This window comes from Emticicia sp. CRIBPO, assembly GCF_009905725.1.
In the GTDB taxonomy this organism is placed as follows: Bacteria; Bacteroidota; Bacteroidia; order Cytophagales; family Spirosomataceae; genus Leadbetterella.
On record NZ_JAAAKV010000001.1, the window covers coordinates 802,678 to 825,759 of the forward strand.

At 43.1% G+C, this 23,082-nt stretch carries 27 protein-coding genes; 16 read left to right on the forward strand and 11 right to left on the reverse strand.

Annotation, left to right across the window (positions count from 1 at the left end; translation table 11 throughout):
- Positions 1–134: 134 nt before the first annotated feature.
- Both GVN16_RS03630 and GVN16_RS03635 read left to right on the forward strand, forming a co-directional pair.
- Complete coding sequence (locus GVN16_RS03630; RefSeq protein WP_166562465.1) at positions 135–629, forward strand: YkgJ family cysteine cluster protein; 495 nt, start codon at positions 135–137, stop codon at positions 627–629.
- A gap of 2 nt (positions 630–631) precedes the next feature.
- Positions 632–2,443, forward strand: a complete 1,812-nt coding sequence (locus GVN16_RS03635; RefSeq protein ID WP_166562466.1) for an asparagine synthetase B — start codon at positions 632–634, stop codon at positions 2,441–2,443.
- A gap of 35 nt (positions 2,444–2,478) precedes the next feature.
- Here GVN16_RS03635 and GVN16_RS03640 read toward each other — a convergent pair whose 3' ends face one another.
- Positions 2,479–2,640 carry a hypothetical protein gene (locus GVN16_RS03640; RefSeq protein ID WP_166562467.1) on the reverse strand — a complete coding sequence of 54 codons (162 nt, stop codon included), beginning with the start codon at positions 2,638–2,640 and terminating at the stop codon, positions 2,479–2,481.
- Between the two features lie 162 nt (positions 2,641–2,802).
- Complete coding sequence (locus GVN16_RS03645) at positions 2,803–3,198, reverse strand: rhodanese-like domain-containing protein (RefSeq protein WP_166562468.1); 396 nt, start codon at positions 3,196–3,198, stop codon at positions 2,803–2,805.
- A gap of 152 nt (positions 3,199–3,350) precedes the next feature.
- Between GVN16_RS03645 and GVN16_RS03650 the strand changes: the two genes are divergently transcribed.
- The gene (locus GVN16_RS03650) at positions 3,351–4,253 is read left to right on the forward strand and encodes a LysR family transcriptional regulator (protein ID WP_166562469.1); all 903 of its coding nucleotides are present in this window, start codon (positions 3,351–3,353) and stop codon (positions 4,251–4,253) included.
- A gap of 134 nt (positions 4,254–4,387) precedes the next feature.
- Positions 4,388–5,269 (forward strand): TraB/GumN family protein, encoded by an 882-nt coding sequence (locus GVN16_RS03655; RefSeq protein ID WP_166562470.1) that lies wholly within the window; start codon positions 4,388–4,390, stop codon positions 5,267–5,269.
- A 142-nt stretch (positions 5,270–5,411) separates the two neighbouring features.
- Here the strand turns inward: GVN16_RS03655 and GVN16_RS03660 are convergent, their stop codons facing one another.
- The gene (locus tag GVN16_RS03660; protein WP_166562471.1) at positions 5,412–5,831 is read right to left on the reverse strand and encodes a hypothetical protein; all 420 of its coding nucleotides are present in this window, start codon (positions 5,829–5,831) and stop codon (positions 5,412–5,414) included.
- 535 nt (positions 5,832–6,366) lie between these two features.
- Here GVN16_RS03660 and GVN16_RS03665 point away from each other — a divergent pair.
- The 3 genes from GVN16_RS03665 to GVN16_RS03675 all read left to right on the forward strand — a co-directional run bounded on the left by GVN16_RS03665 (position 6,367) and on the right by GVN16_RS03675 (position 8,959).
- Positions 6,367–7,332 (forward strand): YihY/virulence factor BrkB family protein, encoded by a 966-nt coding sequence (locus tag GVN16_RS03665; RefSeq protein WP_166562472.1) that lies wholly within the window; start codon positions 6,367–6,369, stop codon positions 7,330–7,332.
- Positions 7,333–7,347: 15 nt separating this feature from the next.
- Positions 7,348–8,457 carry a DUF748 domain-containing protein gene (locus GVN16_RS03670; RefSeq protein ID WP_166562473.1) on the forward strand — a complete coding sequence of 370 codons (1,110 nt, stop codon included), beginning with the start codon at positions 7,348–7,350 and terminating at the stop codon, positions 8,455–8,457.
- 61 nt (positions 8,458–8,518) lie between these two features.
- On the forward strand, positions 8,519–8,959 hold the full coding sequence (locus GVN16_RS03675) for a low affinity iron permease family protein (RefSeq protein ID WP_166562474.1): 441 nt from the start codon (positions 8,519–8,521) through the stop codon (positions 8,957–8,959).
- Between the two features lie 62 nt (positions 8,960–9,021).
- Here the strand turns inward: GVN16_RS03675 and GVN16_RS03680 are convergent, their stop codons facing one another.
- A complete protein-coding gene (locus GVN16_RS03680) occupies positions 9,022–10,185 on the reverse strand; it encodes a hypothetical protein (protein ID WP_166562475.1) in 1,164 nt (387 codons plus the stop codon).
- Positions 10,186–10,197: 12 nt separating this feature from the next.
- A complete protein-coding gene (locus GVN16_RS03685) occupies positions 10,198–11,334 on the reverse strand; it encodes a hypothetical protein (RefSeq protein ID WP_166562476.1) in 1,137 nt (378 codons plus the stop codon).
- Between the two features lie 192 nt (positions 11,335–11,526).
- Between GVN16_RS03685 and GVN16_RS03690 the strand changes: the two genes are divergently transcribed.
- On the forward strand, positions 11,527–11,970 hold the full coding sequence (locus GVN16_RS03690) for a hypothetical protein (protein ID WP_166562477.1): 444 nt from the start codon (positions 11,527–11,529) through the stop codon (positions 11,968–11,970).
- On the opposite strand, the gene GVN16_RS03695 is transcribed toward GVN16_RS03690, so the two are convergent.
- The 3 genes from GVN16_RS03695 to GVN16_RS03705 form a co-directional block, all read right to left on the reverse strand.
- Positions 11,960–12,670, reverse strand: a complete 711-nt coding sequence (locus GVN16_RS03695) for a hypothetical protein (RefSeq protein WP_166562478.1) — start codon at positions 12,668–12,670, stop codon at positions 11,960–11,962. The genes GVN16_RS03690 and GVN16_RS03695 overlap by 11 nt on opposite strands.
- A 195-nt stretch (positions 12,671–12,865) precedes the next feature.
- The gene (locus GVN16_RS03700) at positions 12,866–13,522 is read right to left on the reverse strand and encodes a hypothetical protein (RefSeq protein WP_166562479.1); all 657 of its coding nucleotides are present in this window, start codon (positions 13,520–13,522) and stop codon (positions 12,866–12,868) included.
- Between the two features lie 138 nt (positions 13,523–13,660).
- Positions 13,661–13,867, reverse strand: coding sequence for a hypothetical protein (locus GVN16_RS03705; RefSeq protein WP_166562480.1), 207 nt, complete (start codon positions 13,865–13,867; stop codon positions 13,661–13,663).
- Between the two features lie 183 nt (positions 13,868–14,050).
- Between GVN16_RS03705 and GVN16_RS03710 the strand changes: the two genes are divergently transcribed.
- The 4 genes from GVN16_RS03710 (at position 14,051) to GVN16_RS03725 (ending at position 17,391) form a co-directional block, all read left to right on the forward strand.
- The gene (locus GVN16_RS03710) at positions 14,051–15,478 is read left to right on the forward strand and encodes a serine hydrolase (protein WP_166562481.1); all 1,428 of its coding nucleotides are present in this window, start codon (positions 14,051–14,053) and stop codon (positions 15,476–15,478) included.
- Positions 15,479–16,009: 531 nt separating this feature from the next.
- Positions 16,010–16,624, forward strand: a complete 615-nt coding sequence (locus tag GVN16_RS03715) for a DUF2306 domain-containing protein (protein ID WP_166562482.1) — start codon at positions 16,010–16,012, stop codon at positions 16,622–16,624.
- 73 nt (positions 16,625–16,697) lie between these two features.
- Positions 16,698–16,943 carry a redox-active disulfide protein 2 gene (locus GVN16_RS03720; protein ID WP_166562483.1) on the forward strand — a complete coding sequence of 82 codons (246 nt, stop codon included), beginning with the start codon at positions 16,698–16,700 and terminating at the stop codon, positions 16,941–16,943.
- Between the two features lie 7 nt (positions 16,944–16,950).
- Positions 16,951–17,391: a hypothetical protein gene (locus tag GVN16_RS03725; protein ID WP_166562484.1), complete on the forward strand. Its 441-nt coding sequence runs from the start codon at positions 16,951–16,953 to the stop codon at positions 17,389–17,391.
- Position 17,392: 1 nt separating this feature from the next.
- On the opposite strand, the gene GVN16_RS03730 is transcribed toward GVN16_RS03725, so the two are convergent.
- Complete coding sequence (locus GVN16_RS03730) at positions 17,393–18,454, reverse strand: CocE/NonD family hydrolase (protein WP_166562485.1); 1,062 nt, start codon at positions 18,452–18,454, stop codon at positions 17,393–17,395.
- 103 nt (positions 18,455–18,557) lie between these two features.
- Here GVN16_RS03730 and GVN16_RS03735 point away from each other — a divergent pair, with 103 nt between their 5' ends.
- The 3 genes from GVN16_RS03735 to GVN16_RS03745 all read left to right on the forward strand — a co-directional run bounded on the left by GVN16_RS03735 (position 18,558) and on the right by GVN16_RS03745 (position 19,988).
- The gene (locus GVN16_RS03735; RefSeq protein WP_166562486.1) at positions 18,558–18,782 is read left to right on the forward strand and encodes a DUF2798 domain-containing protein; all 225 of its coding nucleotides are present in this window, start codon (positions 18,558–18,560) and stop codon (positions 18,780–18,782) included.
- Between the two features lie 117 nt (positions 18,783–18,899).
- Positions 18,900–19,475: an MOSC domain-containing protein gene (locus tag GVN16_RS03740; RefSeq protein ID WP_166562487.1), complete on the forward strand. Its 576-nt coding sequence runs from the start codon at positions 18,900–18,902 to the stop codon at positions 19,473–19,475.
- Positions 19,476–19,631: 156 nt separating this feature from the next.
- The gene (locus GVN16_RS03745) at positions 19,632–19,988 is read left to right on the forward strand and encodes a hypothetical protein (protein ID WP_166562488.1); all 357 of its coding nucleotides are present in this window, start codon (positions 19,632–19,634) and stop codon (positions 19,986–19,988) included.
- A 163-nt stretch (positions 19,989–20,151) separates the two neighbouring features.
- Here the strand turns inward: GVN16_RS03745 and GVN16_RS03750 are convergent, their stop codons facing one another.
- Together GVN16_RS03750 and GVN16_RS03755 are read right to left on the reverse strand one after the other, a co-directional pair.
- Positions 20,152–20,775 carry a hypothetical protein gene (locus GVN16_RS03750; protein ID WP_166562489.1) on the reverse strand — a complete coding sequence of 208 codons (624 nt, stop codon included), beginning with the start codon at positions 20,773–20,775 and terminating at the stop codon, positions 20,152–20,154.
- Positions 20,772–21,335, reverse strand: coding sequence for a uracil-DNA glycosylase family protein (locus GVN16_RS03755; RefSeq protein ID WP_166562490.1), 564 nt, complete (start codon positions 21,333–21,335; stop codon positions 20,772–20,774). The genes GVN16_RS03750 and GVN16_RS03755 overlap by 4 nt, the downstream gene beginning before the upstream one ends.
- A 160-nt stretch (positions 21,336–21,495) precedes the next feature.
- Between GVN16_RS03755 and GVN16_RS03760 the strand changes: the two genes are divergently transcribed.
- Positions 21,496–23,046, forward strand: coding sequence for a DUF262 domain-containing protein (locus GVN16_RS03760; protein WP_166562491.1), 1,551 nt, complete (start codon positions 21,496–21,498; stop codon positions 23,044–23,046).
- Positions 23,047–23,082 lie beyond the last annotated feature (36 nt).

Genomic DNA, 23,082 nt, shown 5'->3' on the forward strand with positions numbered 1-23,082 from the left:
CATAGAAACATGTTCTACAAGTATTTTTATATAGCCCAGGCTTTTTAAAGCACGGCTCCACGAAGATCAAATTACTGAAAACAGGTATTTTTTTCTACCGGAATGCTTTGTAGATTTGCACAAACCTTATACCCATGAACCTCGATGAAACCCTCTCTTCTATTTGCATGAATTGCGGCTTATGCTGCGACGGTTCCTTGTTTAACAGGGCGAGAATCTGGAATGAGGAAGATAAGAAACTGGCTGAAAGCCTGAACCTGACCACCTTCAGTCAGCCTGACGATAAAATGTATTTCTCCTTACCCTGTCCTTATTTTAAAAGTTGCTGCAGCATTTACGACCGCCTGAGACCCAATACATGCGGCAAGTTTTTTTGCGAACCCCTTAAAAAACTCCGGGACGGAGAACTAACCGAACTGAAAACCAGGTCAATGGTGGAAACAGCCGTTGCAGCCAGAAACGAGGTAATGGAGTTGGCCAGAAAAACCGAAGTTTATAAAGATTTCAGTTTTTCGCAGGTGATGAGAGAAGTCAATCCTGTGCCTTCAGAAAACATGAAAGAACATAAATTATTGCAATTGAAAGTAATATCTGCCCGGATTGCATTAAGCCGTTTAAAGAAAAAATAAACATGTCACAATTCTTTGGCTGTATTGCCCTGCGTTCAGACGTTGACCTGGATCTGATCTCCCAAAAAATGGCGTCAGCCTTAGCCTATTTTGAACCTGACCAGGCAGGCTTCTACCAGACCGAAAAAGTTTTTATCTGTAATAAGTTGCTATTCAATACTCCCGAGTCTGTCAATACCCCGCTGATCTGTCAGAACAACAGGTTTGTCCTGGCAGCCTCTGTCAGACTCGACAACAGGGAAGAACTGGCTGCCAAACTCAAGCTGGATGAAAATCTGAGCGATCATGAGTACCTTCTGAAGACCTTTGAAACTTATAAAGAAAAATGCGTAGAACATCTGCTGGGTGACTTTTCGTTTGTCGTCTGGGACAAACAATCTCATGAACTTTTCATGGCTAAAGACCATCTGGGTATCCGTCCGCTTTTTTATCTGAAAAACCAGGACATGTTCCTGTTCTCAACCGGTATTCCTGCGATCAAAGCTGCTTTTGACCAGCCTCTGCCCCTGAACCGGGAATACATTGCCTATGAACTTAAGAACTTCCAGCCCCCTGTCGAGAGTACTTTTTTCAAGGATATTTTCAGACTCAGACCTGCTCACTATCTTTATTTTGACCCTGAAAAAGATTTGGGACGCGAAACCCTTTACTGGGAATTGTCAGCAGCGGACATCAGCCATCTGAAAACGGACGAAGAAAGATATGCAGAACTCAGACGATTATTTTCTGAAGCCGTAAAATGCCGCATCAGGACCATTAAGAATATTGGTTGCCAACTGAGCGGTGGAATGGACTCTTCAGCCATCACCGTCCTTGTTTCCAGGATAGCAGGACTGGAAAAGCTCCATACTTTTTCATTTGTCCTGAATGAAAAAACGCGGCGTTTTTCGGAGAAGGGTATTGACGAACAGGGCACTCAGAAAGACATGATTGAATATGCCGGACTGGACATGAGGAATCACCACCCAGTAGATGACTTCTTTTACAAAGACGCCTTTGAAGAGAAAGCACATGTGAACCAGGTCATGGGAGGGCATGCCAATTCAGATTGCATCTGGCAAACGCCCTTGTTCAAAAAATCACAGGAATATAAAGTCGGGGTGATATTAAGCGGCTTTCCGGGGGACGAATGTGTATCCAACTACGGTTCTTTCTATTTTCATGACTATATTTATCAAAGGAACTGGAAAGCCCTCTTCCGCTTTTTCAGAGAGTTTAAACTGAGGGCCATTAAAAACGTCCTGATGTACTATTTGTTCAAAATCATCGGCACTTTCTCTGTCGATTATTTCAAAATACAAAAGAAAAGAAACCTGCTGAAAAAAGATTCGCCCTACCACAAAACCCTGAAAGATTCCATCTTTTCAAGCCAGCCTTCTTTTAAACATTACCTGAAAGCACAGGTCTGCCGTCCTCATACTACCTTACGTACTGAGTCTGAAGGGGCTTATGCCTTGCAGTATGGCATGGAAACAGCCTATCCTTTGGCAGACATCCGTTTACTGCAACTGGTTTATAGCTTACCCTCGGAGATGTTCAAGCCTGTCCCTGTTTCAAGGATAGTTTTCCGTACAATGTGCAAAGACCTGCTTCCTGATTCCGTAAGACTGCAACCCAAACACAGTGGTGCTCTTACCCTGGCTTTTGCTGAATACCGCATGAAAAGGAACCTGGAGGATATGCGTGATTACACGATCAAAGACCGTTTCGGAATGATTATTAAAGAAGATCTTTACCAGATGAATGCCAGGGAAATGATGAGGAAAGCCGGACAAAGGTACAGCATTGATTATATGACAGAACTCAACAGCTGAGTTATTACACTACATCAACCTGTATCAGTACATTTTTACCATATACTGGTAAAAAGCAGATAAAGAGACATCAGAAATGTCACATACACGATAAAAAAGTAGGTAGCCACAGCGTTGCCCGTATTCGCACTTCTGGCCTTAAGGACTTTGGTCGCTTTGGTAACAGCTTTGTTCGAGATATGAATAATCCGGCTCATGGCTTTATAAGTTTAGTTCTGCTTAATATTAAAAAAATCCGGACCCCGGATTTTTTGGGGAATAAATCATCCATAAATACGGTAACGGGCTGATTTCAGATGTTTTATCTTAAAAAAAACTAAATCTTCCGGAAAATATTTACCCAAATTTCCACAGTTTTTTCAGCAGGCACATTCAGGTTTCAGCCCATTGACCTCCGCCCTGGTACCCTCAGTAGCATAACCGTCCAGTTTCCACCATTCTATCCCCCCTATCAGTTCTTTCACTTTAAAACCCAGTTTTGTCATATTCAAAGCTCCTTTGGTAGACGCATTACAGCCGATGCCGTCGCAATAAGTCACATACAGTACCTTCCTGTCCAGGTGTCTCGTCGTTTCTTCGGTCATTTCACGGTGAGGAATGTTGATGGCCGTCGGGATATGCTCGGCATTAAAACCAAAAGCTTTACGCGTATCAAGAGCCACCACTTTTTCACCTTTGTTGAGAGCATCAAAAAGATCCGAAGGGTCCATTTCAAAAGCGAGTTTATCCTCGTAATGTTTAATCTGAGCATCCATATTTTTATTGTTTAAAATTGATGCCACAAAACTAGCCGGATGTGAGTTGCCATAAAAACGAAAAGAATTCATGATTTCCATTGAATATTTTCATGATTGCTACCCTTCTGTTTTCCTGAAAAAAGCCTATTATTGTAAAGCAAATATTGAATATGGAAATACGGCATCTGAAGCTTATCAAGGCCATTGTAGAGGAAGGGAGTATCACGAAGGCGATAGACAAACTGCATCTGACCCAGTCGGCTTTGAGCCATCAGCTCAAAGAGGCAGAATACCAGCTGGGGACCCGCATATTCCTGAGGGTCAATAAAAAATTGATACTGACACGTGCCGGAGAAAAACTCTACCAGACGGCCAATGAAATACTGGAGAAAATACAGGATACGGAAAGAGAAATCAAACAGATGATTTATGGTGAATCCGGCGAGATCAGGATCAGTACAGAGTGTTATTCCAGCTATCATTGGCTGCCATCCGTTTTAAAGCAGTTTCAGCTGATTTATCCCAATGTGGAGCTTAAAATTGTGATGGAAGCCACCCATTACCCGCTACAGAAATTACTCGCCAATGTGCTGGACATCGCTATTGTCAGCGACTTGGTTAAAGACAACCACATCAGGTATTCTGAGCTGTTCCAGGATGAAATGGTGATGGTGGTCTCCGAAAGCCATCCCTGGGCAGACAAAAAATATGTCGTGGCCGAAGATTTTGCTACAGAGCATTTGCTGATCCATTCGTTACCGCTTGAAACCGTCAGTGTGCATCAGTTTCTGCTGGCACCGGCCAATGTCAACCCTAAAAAGATCACCCCGCTCCCGCTTACTGAGGCCTCTATAGAAATGGTTAAGGCGGATATGGGGGTGATGTCCATGGCCAAATGGGCCCTGCAGCCTTACCTCAAAAATAATCCGCTCAAAGCCGTCAAAATCGGGAGAAACGGTTTAAAAAGAAAGCACTATATTGCCGTCATGAACAACAGGTCCTACCCTGGGTACTTCAATCATTTTATCGAATTCCTCCAGACAGAAATCAATGTTCAGTGGAATATGGCGTGAGAGGAGAATGGAGAAAAGAAAAAGGAGGGTAGCCGGCCTGACTGTTTGTCGGATGAGCAGAAAGAATAAGGGCGAACACAAACAAACATAAAGAGAGAACAACAAAATTAACCATACCTGTTTCACATCATCTTATGAAGAAGATAACATTTTTAATTCTTACAACTTTCAGCTCTGTGTTTTCATTCGGGCAGAATGTGCCGAAAACACTTCTTTGGGAAGTCAGTAAACCGGGAATACCACACAAATCTTATATGTTTGCCACTTTTCATGAGGTAAATCCCGCCTTCTTTCTTTCATTGACCAACACTGTGGAAAAACTGAATGCCGCAAAAGTGGTGTACCTTGAACAGCTTTTCAACGGCAAGAATGACACCACCGGCACCGGCCGGATATCCACCTGGAACACCCAAAAGTGGCACAAAGCAATGACCCCTGAGCAGGAAAATATATTCAGGGATTTCGTCAGCAAAGCTGAAGATATCTCTTATTATCAACTCCCTCCGCTCCCTTTATTCCTGACGATCTTCAGGATTTACGGACAGAATTTCTGCGACACCTCCTACACCGGGACCTCACGTGAAATCATGGACGGCTATATTGAAAAACTGGCTCTAAAGAACGAGCAGACGGTACTGCCCCTCGACGGCAACCAGCTCAACATCATCGAAGAGTCGTCCCGGAACATGCACCAGTCCAAAGACTCCCTGCTGACAGCCAGCTCTGTTGATCTCATGAAAAAAATGCTGGCTGACGACGATTCTGAGTGCAATTTCATCAATGATTACAAGCAATTCAACCTCAATTATCAGTTCGACACCGAGATCAGTAAAATGGGCTTCCCTCCGCAGTTTGTGCTGGACAGGAACAACAAATGGGTAGCCATCCTGGACAAATCTTTTAAAGTATCCCAATGTTTTGTTGCCGTGGGGCTTCGTCATTTTTTTTATAAAGAAGGTCTTGTGCAACAATTGATCAGGCTTGGATATGAGGTAAAGCCGGTTCCGGCGAGGTAATGAATACGCCCCCGGGCCCACCATTCAAATCGCGGGTTGGTTAAGATCATGTGGGTCGCACCAATCCGTAGATTTTGCTTTGCTCAATCTTTCTGAACTCAACATTCAACTCGCTGAACCGTCAACAATGCGTCACATCGGCTCACATCGGCGGAACAGGCGTTTCTATTTCGTGCAACAGCTCGCCGTGATGAACACTGATGGCATAGCGGTCCATTTCATCCCCCATCTGGTTGCTCAGCACAAAATCAAGAGAGCCTTCCTCTATGATGGATATTTCCCTGGCGTGGATGATGAGTCCGTAAATGCTTTTGCCTTTAAAATCTGCCCTTATGCTTTGTTTTTTCAGGCTGATGTTGTTATTATAAATCGTAAGCCACAAAATAGCCTGATCCGGGTCTTCGTCTTCTTTGGTGAGAAAACCTACAATGATGACACTGTCCAGCAGGACCGGGAAATCCTTTTCAAAGACATCATCTAATAAATTAATGGATAATATATCTTCATTATCCAGGTTGACAGACGTTTCGTCCGAAACTAAAAACAACTTTGACGTAATCATAATATTCTTTGGTTAGCGTTAAATAATCTTTTAAAATACTTTCTGCCATGCGGATGTTTATTATTGCTAAAAAATTGTTCCCCTGCCCTGTTTTCCCGGATTTTACGATCTTCGCCCCGGATATTCCGCCCCTGACGCCCATGTATCACCCCTACGGGGTTCTATTTCTCCGATTACTTTGCTTTACTATCGATGTGCCGCCCCTACAGGGCTTTCATGACACTGCCATCTTTCTATTCCATCCCCCCGGCGAAGCCCAGGTCGTGCAAGCATTCTATCACCCCCCTTTAGAGCCACAGCCTCAGACCCGACAGCCCTCTCCGAGACTACCTCTCAGACCAGGCAGGCCCCTCCGAGACTAAGTCTCAGGCCGGGCAGGCCTGCGAGACTAGGTCTCAGGCCGGGCAGGCATTCAATCATTCTATCATTCTATCACTCATTCATTATTCCTTCCGTGCAATTAATTCCCCCGTATACCACGGAATGATCTTTTAATGTAAATCATTGAGATCCATGACATTAGAATTACCTAGCCATGAAACGAATAAATAAAGTACTCAACCACATCTGGACTATCCTGAAAAAGACCTTCGTGGCCTGGAATGCCGCCGACCCGTTCCGTCAGAGTGCCGTGATTGCCTACTATGCTGTCTTTTCTATTCCTTCGCTGCTGGTCATTATTATAGCCTTTGCAGGGTTTGCCTTTGGTAAGGAAGCTGTGCAGGGAGAAGTTTCCAAACAGATCAGCTCTATCATGGGTATCGATACTGCCCGGCAGATTGAAGCTTTCATAGCCAATGCAGGCCGTCAAAAAAACTCACTGATTGCTACCATAGCCGGTATTTTCACCCTGATCATGGGGGCTATTGGTGTCTTTGTTCAATTGCAGACCTCCCTCGACCAGATCTGGGAAGTCAAAATAAAACCCGAAATTACCGGTAAGAAAAGATGGATCAAACTCTTTAAAGACCGTTTACTCTCGTTCGGACTGGTGCTTTCTATCGGCTTTTTACTGCTGATTTCTCTGGTGCTGACTACCGGTCTTGCAGCCTTTGGTGAATGGATCAGGCGGCATATGCCGGAGTTTACCCTTTCATTATTCCAGATCCTCAATTTCACCATCTCATTTTCGATCATCACAGTCCTGTTTGCCATGATGTTCAAAATCCTGCCCGACGCAAAGGTGCAGTGGCAGGACGTCTGGATCGGGGCGATGGTCACCACCGGGCTATTCATCCTCGGGAAATACGCCTTAGGCATCTATTTCAGTAAAGCCGAACCTGCCTCTACCTATGGAGCAGCCGGGTCCGTGATCCTGATCATGCTCTGGGTTTCTTATTCCTGTATGATCGTATTTTTCGGAGCAGAATTCACCAAACAGCACGCCATTCATTTCGGCAGGGGCATTGAGCCTGCCAAAGACGCCATACACATCCAGTTAACAGAAGAAGAACAACTCATTTCCTTTAAAAATAAGGAAGTGGACAAAATAAGTTCTTAATTAAACATCATAGACATGAAAAACAAAGGATTTATCATCATAGCCGTACTGGCCCTGTTGCTGATCATATTCAGATTAATGCTGCCCTCTATTGTGCTCAAATACGTCAACAGGGTGCTGGCAGACATCGACCAGTATCACGGACATGTGGAAGACATCGACATTGCCCTCATCCGCGGGGCCTATGTGATCAAAGACATGAAAATAGAAAAGACCGGGGATAACGACACCATCCCGTTTTTCACCACCCCTGAAATCGACCTTTCGGTAGAATGGAAAGCCATTTTCAAAGGCTCCATGGTAGGTGAAATTGTCGTCAATAAACCCCATCTCTATTTTGTCCGGGGAAAACACAAAGGTGAAGACATCAAAGCCGACACCTCCGATTTCAGGGATGTGATCCGGGATCTGATGCCCCTCAAGGTCAACCATTTTGAGATCCTCGACGGCCAGATCCATTATATCGATAAAAGCACCAGTCCTAAGGTGGACATTGCGATGACAAACATCTTTGCCGGGGCTTCCAACCTCACCAATGTTAATGACAGTGTCAAAGTGCTTCCGGCCAGACTAAAAGCCACAGGAGACGCCTATGAAGGTAAGTTTGAACTCAATGCCGACCTGAATCCGCTGGAAAAGAAACCTACTTTTGACCTCAATGCCAGGATCACCGACGTGAACATGGTCAGGATGAACGATCTTTTCAAAGCCTATGGCAATTTTGATGTCAGCAAAGGCAATTTCGGGATGTACACTGAGTTTGCGGCCAAAGACGGGGCTTTTAAGGGGTACGTCAAACCGCTGATCAAAGACCTTGACATAGTGGAATTCAATAAAGAAGAAGGCAAGCCCCTGCAGATCCTCTGGGAAACCGTGGTAGCTTCAGTGGCTGAGATTTTCAAAAACCACCGCAAAGACCAGCTGGCCACCAAAGTACCCATAGAAGGTAAATTCGAAAACCCTGACACCAATCTCTGGACAGCCATCTCCTATGTTCTCCGGAATGCCTTTATAGATGCTCTGACGCCTACTATTGACAATACCATCAACATCAAAGAAGTAGAAATAAAGGATGATAAAAAGAACCTGCTCCAAAAAGTGTTTGGAAAAAAAGATAAAAAATAGCGGTCAGCCCCTCTGAGATCAAATCTAATAATATTATAAAAAGAACAAAAAACCCGTCCGTATGAAAAAGAAAAAGAGCTTCTTCGAAAACTTTGCCAACAAAATCACCTGCTGGACCGGCAGTTCTGTGGCATTCGGCTTTGCCCTGGGCATTGTCATCACCTGGCTGGTTACCGGACCCGTATTTGATTACTCCGACACCTGGCAGCTGGTCATCAATACCGGCACCACCATCATCACGTTCCTGATGGTGTTCCTGATCCAGAAATCACAGAATAAAGACTCGAAGGCCATACAGCTGAAGCTCAATGAGCTCATTGCTGCCAGCAAAACCGCCAGCAATGTCATGGTCGATATCGAAGACCTGGATGAAGAGGAACTGGACGTGCTCCGGAAATACTATCAGAGGCTGTCTGATAAAGCCGAGAAGGCCAAAGACATCCACGAGTCTCACTCTATTGACGCTGCCGATGACCTCCACCAATGGAAAACGAAGAAATAAGGCATAAAAGAACAGGGTAACAACAAATACTTTTTCCCTGCTCGCCAATAGAAGGTAATCCTTTATGGTTTGACAAACTCCACCAGCAACCACAGTAAAGGGTAGCCGTCGATACCGGGAATCTGGGCATTCTCAAGGATCTTAAACTTCCACTTGCCGGGAATGATGCCAACGACCTTCCCCTTTTGCCATACATTGTTGACCTTTCTGGGGGCCTCCTGGCGGTAATTGAGGGCCGCTTTGGTCAGCCATTGGTTGCCCTCCGACTGAAAAACATAGGACTTATTGGGCAGAAACACCGTAGAATCAAGGGTTACCACTTTCTGTTTCAGCTTCCCGGCATAAAGCCAGGCTTTTACCGTATTTACCGCAGTCGGCACTTCGGTGGCCGTTTCCGCAGTCTGTTTGAGCGTCACCGAATCTACTACCGCCACACTTTGTCTTGAATCCTCCGCCGTGTTCTCAATCAGCTTATTAAAAACCGCCAGCCCGAAAGTGGTGTCGGTCTTCACTTCCAGCCTGTCAAACCTGTAGAAGTCATTCAGCAGCAGGTCGTCACTCAGACCGTATTTGGTATATTGTTTTTTCAGACCGGTTACCTCGTTATCTTCGATTTCCAGGTCAAAACGTTTGATTTCTGTTTTATACCAGTACTGAATAGAATCCTGGTTATGCGAAATCTTGGCCTTCTCAATCAGCAGGGCATACCTGACCAGGGCGTCAGAATGGGTTTTGAAGTTCTGCTCATCTGTTTTTCCTGCCGTGCAGCTCTTTTTATTTCCATGCATACCCGGATAACAGACATTTGTAATCAGTCCCGGATAGATATCCACCCCTGCCAGGTTTTCTTCATCTGATTTGTAGGTCAGTTTGGCCAGGAAATAATACCCGTCCGTATCTTTTACATAAGGTATCTTTTTGTATCTCTTCATAAAAGTATCTTCAAAATACCTTTCACTTTTAAACACTTCGATGATATCAAACCCCTCAGGCGACTCGAATATCCTGCTTTTGATCCTCAGGAAATAAGCGGACCTGTCGAGTGAAACATCCGTTTTCTTATCAGGGTCCCTTTCTTTTTTCTGTCTTTTAGGATTGTGTTCCAGCACTTTCCTGACATAAACGGTATGCGGGTCATAAAAACTCTTCCTGATGGCCTGGAGATTATCAGTGGTCTGAGCCGTCAGTGAAAATGAGATCAGGGTGAAAAACAGGATACGTTTCATGTGATTAGCCGGTTAATAAGTTTGAAACTGAATTCCACCACCATAAATACATCTTTTATCTTCTTTATTGGAAGGATAAAAGAAATGCAGCTGGTCTTTGTCCCTGCCCCTGGTGATCAGCTTTTTCTCTCCGTAGGAGCCCGGAAGAGCCTTGTCTATCCTGTTGATATGGCTGTGGATGAAGTTCTGAGACCGCATACTCGCCGCTTTTTGCCATCCCATATAAGCCTGGTAGCTGAGTCTCTGCCGGTGAGTCTGCTGAGGCGAGTACTCGAACACAAAAAATGAACGGCCTTTGTTAAACTGCTGCTGGCCTGCATCCTGGTAGGCATACCGGGCCTGCCTTTTTTTAAACCGGTTTCCCCATTTGTTGTCTTTCAGAGATACGTCACTTGAATCCACCCAGTCGGGGTAATCAAAATCATCACGGTAGTTATTCCCGGTATACACTTCATTGTACAGTTTGATCTGGAAATTCCTGTTAATTCTCAGCTGCACATTGCCCCCGCCCGTAAAAAAGCGGTCAAAATTATCAGCGAGGGCCTGCAGGGCCGGGCGGTCGGTAAACAGGTAGTCTTCATACATATTGAACTGAAAACTGCCGTAGTCTTTCTTCAGCGAATCCTTGTTTTTATACTCCCAGCCTACCTTGAGCTGCACGTAAACCAGCTGCTGAGAGCGGTTGCGGCTGGTTTCTATGTTTAACCCCAGCCCTTTGGGCATCACCACAAAACTGGAGCCCAGGGTGACGGCGTGCATGTAATTGGAATAAACACTGCTGACGTTGCCGAAATACGCCGGGTTGATTTCTTCAAAAAAACCGGTCTTATTGGACGACCCCACCGTCACCAAAGGCGAAATGATGGTGTTGATCTGCCAGGCGGTTTTAAAACGGTCACGGTTACCCAGGTTGTTTTTCCCGAACCGGGCACTCACCGACAGGTTAAGAGCGGGTTGAATGAACTTTCCCCGGGCCGCAAACCCATACCCGATGCCCAGGAAACCACCGCCATGGATAAAAAAACTGCCGGAAACCTTAAAACTGTTGTACAACCGGTATCTCGACGACACCAGTTCATCGGCTTGCCCCCTGCTTTTCAAAACAGCAAGCAGAGACAAGCAACAGAAGAGTAAAATTTTCTTTTTCATTGTGTTAAGAGGATAAGTACGTTTCAGAATTGAGCCAATTCCCGGGTCAATAGTAAACAACCTGATCATTATTCACAAGTCATTTTTATGGAACGGTCCGATAAACGGCATAAATCCGGAGAAATTCCTGTATGGTTTTTCGGATTTAATCTCCTTAATTTGCAGGTATACAACTTAACCCCCCTTATTCACATGGCACAGAACCAGAAAATTTCGGCGGAACTGTCTGCTGAAGCCAAGCAGGAAATCATCAAAAGAATAGAAGAAATCAGCAATTACCTGCCGTTCCTGGTCGGTATCGACAGCAACGAACGCATGAGCATGAGGAAAATGGGTCAAAAAAGCCTGTCTTATGTGCTGGATTGCGAGCGGTCAGCCCGGATGTTTCCCGATGCCATGCCTCCTACCATAGATGTGGAAGAAATGCGTAAGGACATTTCCCTTCACCAGGACCTGGCAGAGATCAAAGTCCATCTGAGTACCCTTATGGCGGGAATCGACAGCTCAATGATGGCTGCCGGATCAGATGCGATGATCACCGCTGACAGTATTTATGACTATTTTAAGATTGCAAGCCTGCAGAGCGGAAATTACAAGTCTGTCGTGGACGAAATCAGCCAGCGTTTTAAAAGATGATGCCACCTCTGAGAGGATAAAAGGCGGGTAATATGGTCTCTGATGCCCGCGAAACACCTCTTAAATGCTCTTCGGGATTATTTCCCCCGGGTTGAAACCCGGGGCTGGGGTCTCCGGCATGATCCGTATGGGCTGATAGCCCCGAAATATGCACGTTAATATCTTCTCCCCGGGCTGGAAGCCCGGGGCTACGTTGTTCGACATCATCAACCCGAGCTAAAAGCTCGGAGATATACTCTTCAACACTATCAGGCCGAGCTAAAAGCTCGGGAATATACCCTTCGACACCATCAGCCCGAGCTAAAAGCTCGGGAATATACTCTTCAACACTATCAACCCGAGCTAAAAGCTCGGAGACATACTCTTCAACACTATCCGCCCGAGCTAAAAGCTCGGAGATATACTCTTCGACACCATCAGCCCGAGCTAAAAGCTCGGAGATATACTCTTCAACACTATCAGGCCGAGCTAAAAGCTCGGAGACATACTCTTCAACACTATCAGGCCGAGCTAAAAGCTCGGGAATATACCCTTCGACACCATCAACCCGAGTTAAAAGCTCGGAAATATACCCTTCGACACCATCAGCCCGAGCTAAAAGCTCGGGAATATACCCTTCGACACCATCAGCCCGAGCTAAAAGCTCGGGAATATACCCTTCGACACTATCAACCCGAGCTAAAAGCTCGGGAATAGACACTTCGACATCACCAACCCGGGTTCAAAGCCGGGAAACATAGGCCCGGATATCACCGGAAATACTTAAAAGGCATTATGGAAACTGTTTCAGATGATTGTGACCAGGAAAAAGCTCCTGTGTTACGGTTTAAAAACGGAAAGTCCCGTGTAAACCCTTTTACACAGGACTTTCCAAAGACTCTTTATATAAAAATGTTTATTTCAGATCATTGTAAACACTCAGTGAACGCTCCATGGCCAGCTTGTCATTGTTGGTGACGGGCATCTCAAACGTTTTACCTGAACCCACAAAAGCTACTTTTGCTTTTTCAGCGTTAATAATCTTTCTCAGCAAAGCTTCATCAGGCTGTCTGACCAGTATATCACAATTTTCATGCAGGCCGAGCTCCGACTCTTCCAATATAAATTTCTCTGCCGGGTAGTATTCAATCACTTCATTGTCCAGATAAAACACCAGGTGATCAAAACCCACGGGATCATTGGAAGTGTAGCGGGCCATCAGGTGAAGATAAAACTGATCGTCTTTTTCGAGGATATAGGTATACAGCGAATTGACATTAACTGACCTTGGAATCGATTTGTAAGTATAGATTTTGCCGGATTCTTCCACAGCCCTTCTGAACGAAGCCAGGTAAACCGATTTGTTTTTACGGTTCAGGGCTCTTTCAATGTCAGCGTCGTCATCATAGTCACTGAACCCTGCCGTAATGAAAGACAAGGGGGCAGACTCCTGGTTTACAGGCATATAGAGAGCGTTACCTTCACGGGGAGCATCAGTAAAGAGATAACGAGGGGTAGTCATCACCGCAATCCCGGCGGTGAAAATGGCTATTAAAGTTGTTTTTCTGGTCATGGCGTGCTGTAGTTTAATGGCTTATAAAATTCAGTGTTAATAAATTAAAAACCAGGGTTTTAAGACTTAAGTGATCTTATTTTACGGTATCGATTCCTGCTCCTTTACTTTCATGAAGGCTGTCCGTTACTGAAACCCTCAATAAAAATACTCACACGTTTTCCGGATATTGGCCAGATGCATGAGCAGCAAGGCATAAGAACCTGTCACAAAATCATCGAGCGACCCGCCCATCAGCAGCCAGATAACAAACATACAGAGAACAGCCAGTGGCAAAACGATTGCCGTCATCAGTATTAACAAGATAAAAATCAAACCTCCGAAATACTTTCTGATCTCTTTCATAGCTGTGTCATGGTTGGTACGATATCTCATAAAATAATCGTTCCACAAATTTCCCCATCTAAAATGTTGACTTTGAGGAAATTATTGGGGAATTTTGAGCGTTATACGGGTACATTATCATCGCTCTGCACCATAGATGTCTACTTTTTTCTTATTTTTGATCATCGCTAAAACATCATCTTCATGTATTCAAAACTTTTTTTGTTCTTAAGTCTGTTCTTTACCACGCAAATTCTTTGTGCACAGATCACCAAAGCCGACGGCTCCACCATTCTCACTTATGACGTTGACCAGCAGGTCACCCGGCTCATGGAAGCCGCGGGCGTAACGGGCCTTTCAGTGGGCATCATCAATGACAACCAGCCGGTTTATATGATGACTTACAGCTATAAAAACAAAGCCCTCAATCAGTTAGGAGATAACTCCACCAGTTTTTATGCCGCCTCGCTGGCCAAGTCGCTGTTTGCTTACCTGGTCATGAAGATGGTCGACGAAAAGACCATTGACCTGGACAAACCGCTCTATACTTATCTGCCCAAGCCACTGCCTGAATACGACAACTATAAAGACCTGGCCGGTGACGAACGCTGGAAACTGCTCACCGCACGGCATTGCCTTGATCATACCACGGGATTCCCCAACTGGCGGGAACTGAACCCGAAAAACAATAAGAAACTGGAATTTTTCTTTACACCAGGCAAACAATACGCTTACTCAGGCGAAGGTATTCACCTGTTGCAACTGGTGGTGGAAGCCATCTCAGGCAAACCGCTCGAACAGCTGGCCCACGAAAAAGTGTTTCTTCCGCTGGGTATGACCCGCACGAGTTTTGTATGGCAGGAGTCTTTTAACGACAACGTTGCTTATGGTCATACCGTCGATGAAGTTCCGCTGGACCTGATCAAACGGGCTGAAGCCAATGCGGCGGGCTCTATGCAAACCACGATAGTAGATTATACCCTGTTTATGTCTGCCCTGATGCAAGGCAAAGGCATCAGCCCGGAATCTAAAAAAGAAATGCTGAAGCCCCAGATCGAGATCCGTTCGAAATACCAGTTTCCGACTTTATCTGATGAGCTGACTGTCGAGAACCGCACCATAGGCCTGTCTTACGGCCTGGGCTGGGGATTGTTTAAGATCCCGAATGGTACAGCGTTTTTTAAAGAAGGACACAGTGACGGCTGGCAACATTATGTTTTATGTCTGCCTGAACAGAAAATCGCTTTACTGGTGATGAGTAACAGCTCTAATGCCGAAAGCATTTTCAAAGAGCTTTTTGAGAAAGTAGCAGGTGTTACAATCCCCTGGAAATGGGAAAGGTTTACGCCTTATAAAAATACGGTGAAAGTACCTGAAAGCGTACTGGCCACACTGGCCGGCGATTACCAGGGAGAATTTAAAGCGACCGTTTCCATAGACAACATGGGTCAGCTGAAGGTTGAATCCAAAGAGGCGAGACTTCCTAAAAGTACCCTTTTCCCGAGCAGTATGGAAACTTTCTTCCTCAAATCCGCCCCGGTAGACATGACTTTTGTCAAGAATACGGGAGGTACGGTACACAAACTTATTGTGAGGGCAGAAGGCCAGACGTTTGAGCTGGTGAAGAAATAATCTGACATTCAGACCTGTGAATTCATGCGACCCCATCCGGGGTCGTTTTGGTTTATGGAGTTTACGTTTCTATAAGCGTGGGTATCCGTAGGATTTATTTGCAGCGTAGAGAATATGCGACCCCTCTGGGGTCATGAATTTCAGGGGGAGCATGTTTTTTTTACAGATATCTGACCCCGCCGGGGTCATTTTCATGGATATGGGAATCGATCGGATTCAGTCGCGGTACAGTGAATATGCGACCCCTCCGGGGTCGAGGATTTCAAGGGGAGCATCTTTTTTTACAAATATCTGACTCCGCCGGGTCTTTTTTATGAACACGGGAATCCATCGGATTCGTTTCAGACTGAACTGCCTGCTACCGTTAAAAAACAAAAATTACGGTTATTCAACATCGGAATATATTGTAGATAAGAATTTCCTTTAAATCCCGAAATCCTGTCAGCAATAAAAATAAAAAAGAACATCCGCTGATTGGTTTTCCGAATGAATAAATATTATTAACTTTATTCAATTCTTAACAAAACAATAGTGGCTAAAAAAATACTCTGGGTCCTCTTCGCTGTTTTCGCTATACTGATAGGCCTTTATCCTGTCATTTACTTTCTCCAGGACCGGAAATTCGGATTGCTCGGCGGCAAATCAGACGAACTTTTAGCCAATATCGCCTGGAACACGGGCTTTTATACGCACATCATTTTAGGTGGACTGGCCCTGCTGATCGGCTGGATTCAGTTCAGCGAGAAATTCAGAAACAGGAACCTCAAACTCCACAGGCTGAGCGGTAAGGTTTATGTCATTGCTGTGCTTCTGAGTGCTTCGGCGGGCATTTATATCGGTTTCTTTGCCAGTGGCGGGATAGTCGCCGCTTCAGGATTTATCAGTCTGGGCATCATCTGGTTTTACACCACCCTGATGGCTTATATTTATATTAAAAATAAGCGGCTGGAGCAGCACCGCCAAATGATGATTTATAGTTATGCTGCCTGTTTTGCGGCAGTTACGCTCAGGATCTGGCTTCCGCTCCTGTCCATAGGTTTCGGAGATTTCATCACGGCTTACCGGATTGTGGCCTGGCTCTGCTGGGTGCCGAATATTGCCGTGGCTTTCCTGATCATCAGAAACCTGAAGGTTCAGGAAATTTAATACGCCCCCGGTTTCTTTGCTTAAGCGTTTTAACTATTTTTGCAGCACATACCCTAAACTCTGATTAAAAGCCATGGAAAAACCTTTGTCCGAACTAAGCCTTGAAGAACTTCAGAAGAAAGAAAAAACACATAAGTATTCTATGCCCATATTGGGAGGCGTCCTCATTGTCCTGGCCGCATCCAGCATCTTTATAACCTTCCAGAAGGGATTCAACATATTCACGACCATCCCGCTGGCTTTTCTGCCGGTTTATGTTGCCCTGGCCTCTAATCTGAAGAAAATCAAAGCCGAGATTGCTCTCAGAACCAAAAAATAGACCGTTTATGGCAGGAAAGTCATTAGTGGAAGATACCCGCAAGATCTTCCAGTACATCAGTTATATCCAGTACCCGCTGATGCTGGTTACGTGTTATTATATGTTTATGCCGATGTTTAACAAGATGCATAACTTCTGGGCGGAATACAACAAGGCCCTGATTTTCCTGGGCTTGGCGATTGGTTTTTCGTCTCTGCAGGATACCCGGAAAACCCAGAATAAGATTTCCAGGATCATATTTGAGAGCCCGAAGTATTCGATGTATTTTATCTATCTTGTCTTTTTCCAGACGCTGGGTTTCATTATATTCGGACTGTTCGGTTATTTCATTTCGAAGAATGATACCATCCAGGAAGTATCCATGGGAGCTTTTACGTTCGGCATGGGTCTTATCGGTCTGCTCAAAAGCGTGATTGAAATGGCGGATAATCACAGGAAGGTAGAGTGATTTAGTCCTTCAAATGCTTCGTCAGAAAGTCAACCGCCAGTTTTGATATCTTTGGATAATGCTGAGTGCCGGGGCAATGTCCCGATTCGAGAACGGTCTGTGGAATACATCCGAAATCATGGTGCTGTGCAGAATCTATTTTGATGATCTGTTTATTGCCGGATACTTTTTCTGCGAAATTGTACACCGAATCATATTGAGTCTGCTTGCTTGCCGGGGCACTTTCCAGTCGCAGGTACGGAACAGATATTTTCATCTTTTTAAAGTCTGCGTGGTATCTGATCCCATCAAAATCAGCATCTTCTTCTTTGGACTGACCATAATGATGAAACTCAGAACCTTCAAAAGAAACAAGGCATCTGACACCGGGTATCTTATCAGCCAGAACGGCCCCGGAAAGCCCTCCCCAACTGTAACCGAGTATTCCTATTTTTAAAAAGTCAATGTTGAGGTTTTGTTTCAGAAAATCCAGGGCAGTGATGGCGTCGTAAACCTGTTCCATCATGTCTTCCCTTTTCATGGTCATGTCGCCGGGAAAACGCCCGATGGAGTTGACGGAAATCACCACAAATCCCTTCTGAGCCAGTTCTTCCAGCAAAGTGAAGTTTTCATAGCCCATGCCGTTGTAAGAAGCCATGTAAACCACCAATGGAAATTTACCTTTAACGGGAGAGGCATTTTTAATACTCCCGGTTTTAAAGTTGAGCAACCTGGTCGTATCAGAACATTTAAAAATATCACAGAATATCCCGGCCACCTGTTTTGTCAGGCCGTTTCCGGCAAATGAATCTGTGTAATAGTTAGCTCTCTGTTCCAGCAATCCCAACAGGTCACGAAACAAAAGAGCAGAATCAGCACCAGCCTGTGCCGGATACCACACATCTATGTCTACGGGTCTGTAATAAAGGACATCTGCGGTATCCGTACCTGGTTTATAAAACCTAGAGACATCACGGATGCGGAAAGTTTGAAAACCGGCTGCATAGGTTTTTGATTGTTCTTTTTGAGAAGATGTACAAGCCAGTACTATGAGGGCGATAATAAGAGGGAACATTTTTTTCATACTGATCTGTTTGATAGCATAATCCATTGAAAGAAGGTTTCGTTGCCTGAACTGATGGAAAATTTTGTCTATTTTTTTTTCAACATCAAATCACATTCACCCCATGAAAATAACTAAAAAGCAGGCCGGCTTTATCTCCAACATCCTCGTTTCACTCATCATGACAGCCGTAATGACCACGGGCATGATGCTCATCCATTCCGGTTGGTTTGAAGGATTTATGAAAGCCTGGATCAAAGATTTCGCCATAGCCTGCTGTCTGGGCATTCCAACGGGGCTGTTGGTGGTACCGATTACCAGGAAATGGGTGGATGGGATAAAGGATTGAAAACATGCTTTACCATTAAGGATTAAGGGCATTAAGGGGACATTAAGAAGATCGTAAAGTAAATGATGTGCCTTTATTTCTAAAATGAATAAATTGCATTAAAAAGAGCCGTGCTGTATGATCGTAGTGAAAACCTTAATGCTCAAAACCGCCAAGGGAATGCCTTTAAAAGAGGTGTCTGAAATGAACGTATCTCCTGACGGTGTGGCAGATACTGTTCCTTGCTTACCTCAACGACAGATATTGCTGCTACCCACCTCCACCCTGACTGAATTCAATCTTCAACCCGGCAACCTCCGCGAAAACATCCTCATCGAAGGCCACGACCTCCACAGCCTGGAATCGGGCACGGTCATCAGCATCGGTGACGTAGACATCCGGCTCACTTATCACTGCGAACCCTGCATCAAAATGAAAAGCTTCGGGAGCGTCAAAAACCTGCTGCATAAAAGAGGCTACTTCGGCACCTTCCTCAACAGCGGTCATATTCACACCGGCGACGAGGTCATCATCAGGGAAAAACGTTTCGAATCCATCCCCTACGACATCAAAGACCGCATCAGATGGTACTTAGACCATCAAACCGGACCGGTTTCCATTCCTCAGTTATGTTACGGAGTGGGCTTATCGAGAGGGTATTACCGGGCTATTCCGGGGATGTTGAAGAGGATGGAGCGAAGCCTGGTTCGCTGACCAACATGCCAGATAAAACCAGGAATACTTACCTATATTGGTATTAGTCTTAATTACAATTATGTATTTTGAGGCCTACTTTAAACCTAAAAAATATTTTACATGGTATATTTATAAGGCCTTGGTAGTATTTACCAACTTATAAATTCAAATCACATGGAAATTAATTCAATGGTTGTCATTGATGACAATCTGGAAAACCGCGTCGCCTTCGGAATGGCCGTGCAGGAAGTTAAAGGTGACATAGATTATTACCCGTTTACATTCATAGATGAAGCTTTAACTATACCCAATGCTCTTATTCAAAGCACTCCTGATATCATATTTATCAACCTGGACATACCTTATAATAACGGGCTGGACTGTATCAGAATGCTCAGGGCCGTTGAACAATATAAAAATTACCCCTCATTATTTACAGTGATTCCGGGCTTGACAAACTCAAGGCAGAATACCTGGGAGTGTCTCATTGTTTTCGTAAACCAAAAAACATCCGGCTCCTGGTCAAAATAATATCTCCGATCTTAAGGGGTGAGGTGTTACCTGTTTGTTTGTGTGAATGGCTGTGAGAAACTTCTATTTTAAATTCTCATATAAATTGAATTAAAAAAAAAGTGTGGCCCAAGATGTCGACCTTTACATCGAGGATGAGAAAATAAAAGTCCTTAGTTCTAATTTATTGACAAAGGCTTCTGTCAACATACTCTTTATTTCCTCCACTGCTTAAATAATAACACCCGCCTTTTGGTCCTCTGATATAAGTGCGGCTACTGGCCGGGACTCTGGGAGAATATGATGATTTCGCAGAACCGGAAGTTTCTTTATAGTTAGAGCCTCCATTGCTAGTACCGTTAAGAGAATTAGAATAAGTTCTGTTATGATCAGTATTGGGTATTACTGTTTTCTTTTCTTCGTAGTTACTATTAAAGTACTCAAGTCCGAGATTTTCATTATTACTGGGTAATGAAATCTTATTCGCCAAAAGCAACTTCCTCAGATCGAGAATTTGACTTTCCAAACTTTGAGAGTACCCCACATACTTCTTACAATTCTGTGTTAATTCTTGTAATGCCGCTAAATCAGACTGGTTTTTCGTAATGAGTTTTTGAATTTCCATATCTTTCAGTCTCAGTTGGCTCTCATAATTACCATCTTTCAGCATATATGAATCTAACCTTGATTTCAGTTTCCGGTTTTCTTCTCTTAATATGTCTATTTCTCCTTTAAGAGCTTCTTTACTTTGCCCGAAGAGATGAATTAAGGGTAAAAAAAGCAATAGTATAAAAACTGTCTTTTTCATAGAATACCGGCGTTTAATTTAAACTTATCTTTTGCTTCATTTAAAGAATCTATTGACTCAGAGTATCTGAAATATTTTGGAGTAGAAGGATGCGTCCAATAACAAAAAATGACCCCATTTTTAGACACATGATTTTGCTGTATGTGATATGAAAGTTTCTTGCCTAGGAATACAACAATATCAGGTTTTAGATCTTGAAATACCTCTTCTAGTGCTTCTGCCGATTCATTAAACATTTCATCAGTAGGCCTTTTTCGTGCTTTATCACCAGCAAATTCCTGAACATAATTATAAAAAGCCAGTCTATCCCATATTTCTATAGCAGAATCTGTATCAAGCCATTCATTTACCCTCTCTCCCAATATTTTAGCTATTATTGTAAAGAATTTCCTTTTTTCTCCTTTGTTTCGTTTAGCAAAACGATTAACTACATAAGTAGTAAAGGCATTGCCGTTTTCATCTCCTTCTCCTCTGTAATGAGATTCTCCAACAATTAAAATTTTAGGATTTTGGGCATTATAATTAACACCGATGTAGGGAGAGAATTTAATTTTGTACATGTCTTATTTCAAACACATTAAAAAAATGAGGCTATAAATTAGAATCTCAGTAAATATATAAAATATACGAAAACTAAATGCTGTTTATACGAATTTTACCTAAATTTGATACCTTTAGTAAAATATAGCTCATTTTAGATAGTATTAAAGTTTAATATTCATGGCAAAAGTTAATTTAGATGCAATCATACCACGCGAAGACTTTGAAGTTGAAGAGAATGTGATTCCAGGGAAAAAAAAAGAAACACTTTCTATAGAAGATATCAAATCAGACTCTTTCTTTTTTTCGAACGTTAGAAAACCAGACTTTCAAAGAGAAACTAATGAGTGGGATAGTAAAAAAATTGCCGATTTTATGGAGAGCTTTTTAGATGGAGATTTGATACCAGCCATAATATTATGGAGAAGTACAGGTGGTTACTTATTTGTTATCGATGGTTCCCATAGATTAAGTTCTTTGGCTGCTTGGATAAATGATGATTATGGAGATGGCTTTATTTCGAAACAATTTTACGACGGTATTATCCCTGACGAGCAAATTGAAATAGCAGAAGAAACAAGAAAAATTGTCAGAAAAAGAATAGGCTCCTACGCGGATTTCAAACTTGCTTTAACTAATCCTGATAAAGTTTCATTTGAAATACAAAAAAAGGCTAAAAATTTGGGTGCGTTAGCCATTCAGCTTCAGTGGGTAGATGGGGGTGCAAGTAAAGCAGAAAACTCATTTTTTAAAATTAACCAACAAGCCGCACCTATTGATAAAACCGAGTTGATCCTTCTCGAATCTCGAAAAAAACCAAATTGTATTGCAGCAAGAGCAATAATAAGAAGTGGAAAAGGCCATAAATATTGGTCAAGTTTTTCAAAAGAAAACCAAACTATAATTCAAGAGATGGCAAGAGAAATAAATAATGTTCTCTTTGCTCCAAAACTTGAGACCCCTATTAAAACTCTAGACATTCCTATTGGTGGCAAAAATTATTCTGCACAAACTTTACCACTAATATTAGAATTTATAAATATCGTAAATAATATTCCTGTTGACTTTAAAGAAAGCCTTGAAGACGACTTAACTGGAGACTCAACAGTAATAATACTTAAACAAGCTCGGAAAATTGCTTGGAGAATCAATAGTAATCAGCCCTCTTCTCTGGGATTACATCCTGTAGTTTATTTTTACTCTCAGGACGGTAGATACAAAGTAGCTTCATTTTATGCCACATTAGCTTTTATCAAAGAACTTGGAGAGAAAAATAAATTTAAAGATTTCATAAAAGTAAGACCTCCTTTTGAAGATATTATATTACAAACGGATCATCTTGTCCAACAAATAAGTAGAAAATATAGAAGTGCGATTGCCAGTTATATATATATAAAAGATTTTTATTTGGAGATAGTAGATCATTTAAACAATGGTACAGAACAAAATAATGTATTATTAGAAATAATGAAATTATCAAAGTTTAACTACTTAACTTCTAATAATGACCAAAATGATATATCATCTAATAAGTTTTCATCTGATAGAAAATCTGCGATTTATATTAAAGAAGCTTTACTGAACGCTCCTAGATGTAAAATATGTGGTGGTTATATTCATCGTAACTCTATAACAATAGATCATATAGATAGAAAAGAAGACGGAGGGTTAGGAAATATTGAAAATGGTCAGATATCACATCCTTACTGCAACACTACGTTTAAAAACTAAATTTAATTATCTATAACCCAGTCTTTCAATTACTTA

Coding starts and splice junctions, on each gene's coding strand:
- GVN16_RS03630 (WP_166562465.1), top strand. CDS start 135: ATGAACCTCGATGAAACCCTCTCTTCTATTTGCATGAATTGCGGCTTA.
- GVN16_RS03635 (WP_166562466.1), top strand. CDS start 632: ATGTCACAATTCTTTGGCTGTATTGCCCTGCGTTCAGACGTTGACCTG.
- GVN16_RS03640 (WP_166562467.1), bottom strand. CDS start 2,640: ATGAGCCGGATTATTCATATCTCGAACAAAGCTGTTACCAAAGCGACC.
- GVN16_RS03645 (WP_166562468.1), bottom strand. CDS start 3,198: ATGGATGCTCAGATTAAACATTACGAGGATAAACTCGCTTTTGAAATG.
- GVN16_RS03650 (WP_166562469.1), top strand. CDS start 3,351: ATGGAAATACGGCATCTGAAGCTTATCAAGGCCATTGTAGAGGAAGGG.
- GVN16_RS03655 (WP_166562470.1), top strand. CDS start 4,388: ATGAAGAAGATAACATTTTTAATTCTTACAACTTTCAGCTCTGTGTTT.
- GVN16_RS03660 (WP_166562471.1), bottom strand. CDS start 5,831: ATGATTACGTCAAAGTTGTTTTTAGTTTCGGACGAAACGTCTGTCAAC.
- GVN16_RS03665 (WP_166562472.1), top strand. CDS start 6,367: ATGAAACGAATAAATAAAGTACTCAACCACATCTGGACTATCCTGAAA.
- GVN16_RS03670 (WP_166562473.1), top strand. CDS start 7,348: ATGAAAAACAAAGGATTTATCATCATAGCCGTACTGGCCCTGTTGCTG.
- GVN16_RS03675 (WP_166562474.1), top strand. CDS start 8,519: ATGAAAAAGAAAAAGAGCTTCTTCGAAAACTTTGCCAACAAAATCACC.
- GVN16_RS03680 (WP_166562475.1), bottom strand. CDS start 10,185: ATGAAACGTATCCTGTTTTTCACCCTGATCTCATTTTCACTGACGGCT.
- GVN16_RS03685 (WP_166562476.1), bottom strand. CDS start 11,334: ATGAAAAAGAAAATTTTACTCTTCTGTTGCTTGTCTCTGCTTGCTGTT.
- GVN16_RS03690 (WP_166562477.1), top strand. CDS start 11,527: ATGGCACAGAACCAGAAAATTTCGGCGGAACTGTCTGCTGAAGCCAAG.
- GVN16_RS03700 (WP_166562479.1), bottom strand. CDS start 13,522: ATGACCAGAAAAACAACTTTAATAGCCATTTTCACCGCCGGGATTGCG.
- GVN16_RS03705 (WP_166562480.1), bottom strand. CDS start 13,867: ATGAAAGAGATCAGAAAGTATTTCGGAGGTTTGATTTTTATCTTGTTA.
- GVN16_RS03710 (WP_166562481.1), top strand. CDS start 14,051: ATGTATTCAAAACTTTTTTTGTTCTTAAGTCTGTTCTTTACCACGCAA.
- GVN16_RS03720 (WP_166562483.1), top strand. CDS start 16,698: ATGGAAAAACCTTTGTCCGAACTAAGCCTTGAAGAACTTCAGAAGAAA.
- GVN16_RS03725 (WP_166562484.1), top strand. CDS start 16,951: ATGGCAGGAAAGTCATTAGTGGAAGATACCCGCAAGATCTTCCAGTAC.
- GVN16_RS03730 (WP_166562485.1), bottom strand. CDS start 18,454: ATGAAAAAAATGTTCCCTCTTATTATCGCCCTCATAGTACTGGCTTGT.
- GVN16_RS03735 (WP_166562486.1), top strand. CDS start 18,558: ATGAAAATAACTAAAAAGCAGGCCGGCTTTATCTCCAACATCCTCGTT.
- GVN16_RS03740 (WP_166562487.1), top strand. CDS start 18,900: ATGATCGTAGTGAAAACCTTAATGCTCAAAACCGCCAAGGGAATGCCT.
- GVN16_RS03745 (WP_166562488.1), top strand. CDS start 19,632: ATGGAAATTAATTCAATGGTTGTCATTGATGACAATCTGGAAAACCGC.
- GVN16_RS03750 (WP_166562489.1), bottom strand. CDS start 20,775: ATGAAAAAGACAGTTTTTATACTATTGCTTTTTTTACCCTTAATTCAT.
- GVN16_RS03755 (WP_166562490.1), bottom strand. CDS start 21,335: ATGTACAAAATTAAATTCTCTCCCTACATCGGTGTTAATTATAATGCC.
- GVN16_RS03760 (WP_166562491.1), top strand. CDS start 21,496: ATGGCAAAAGTTAATTTAGATGCAATCATACCACGCGAAGACTTTGAA.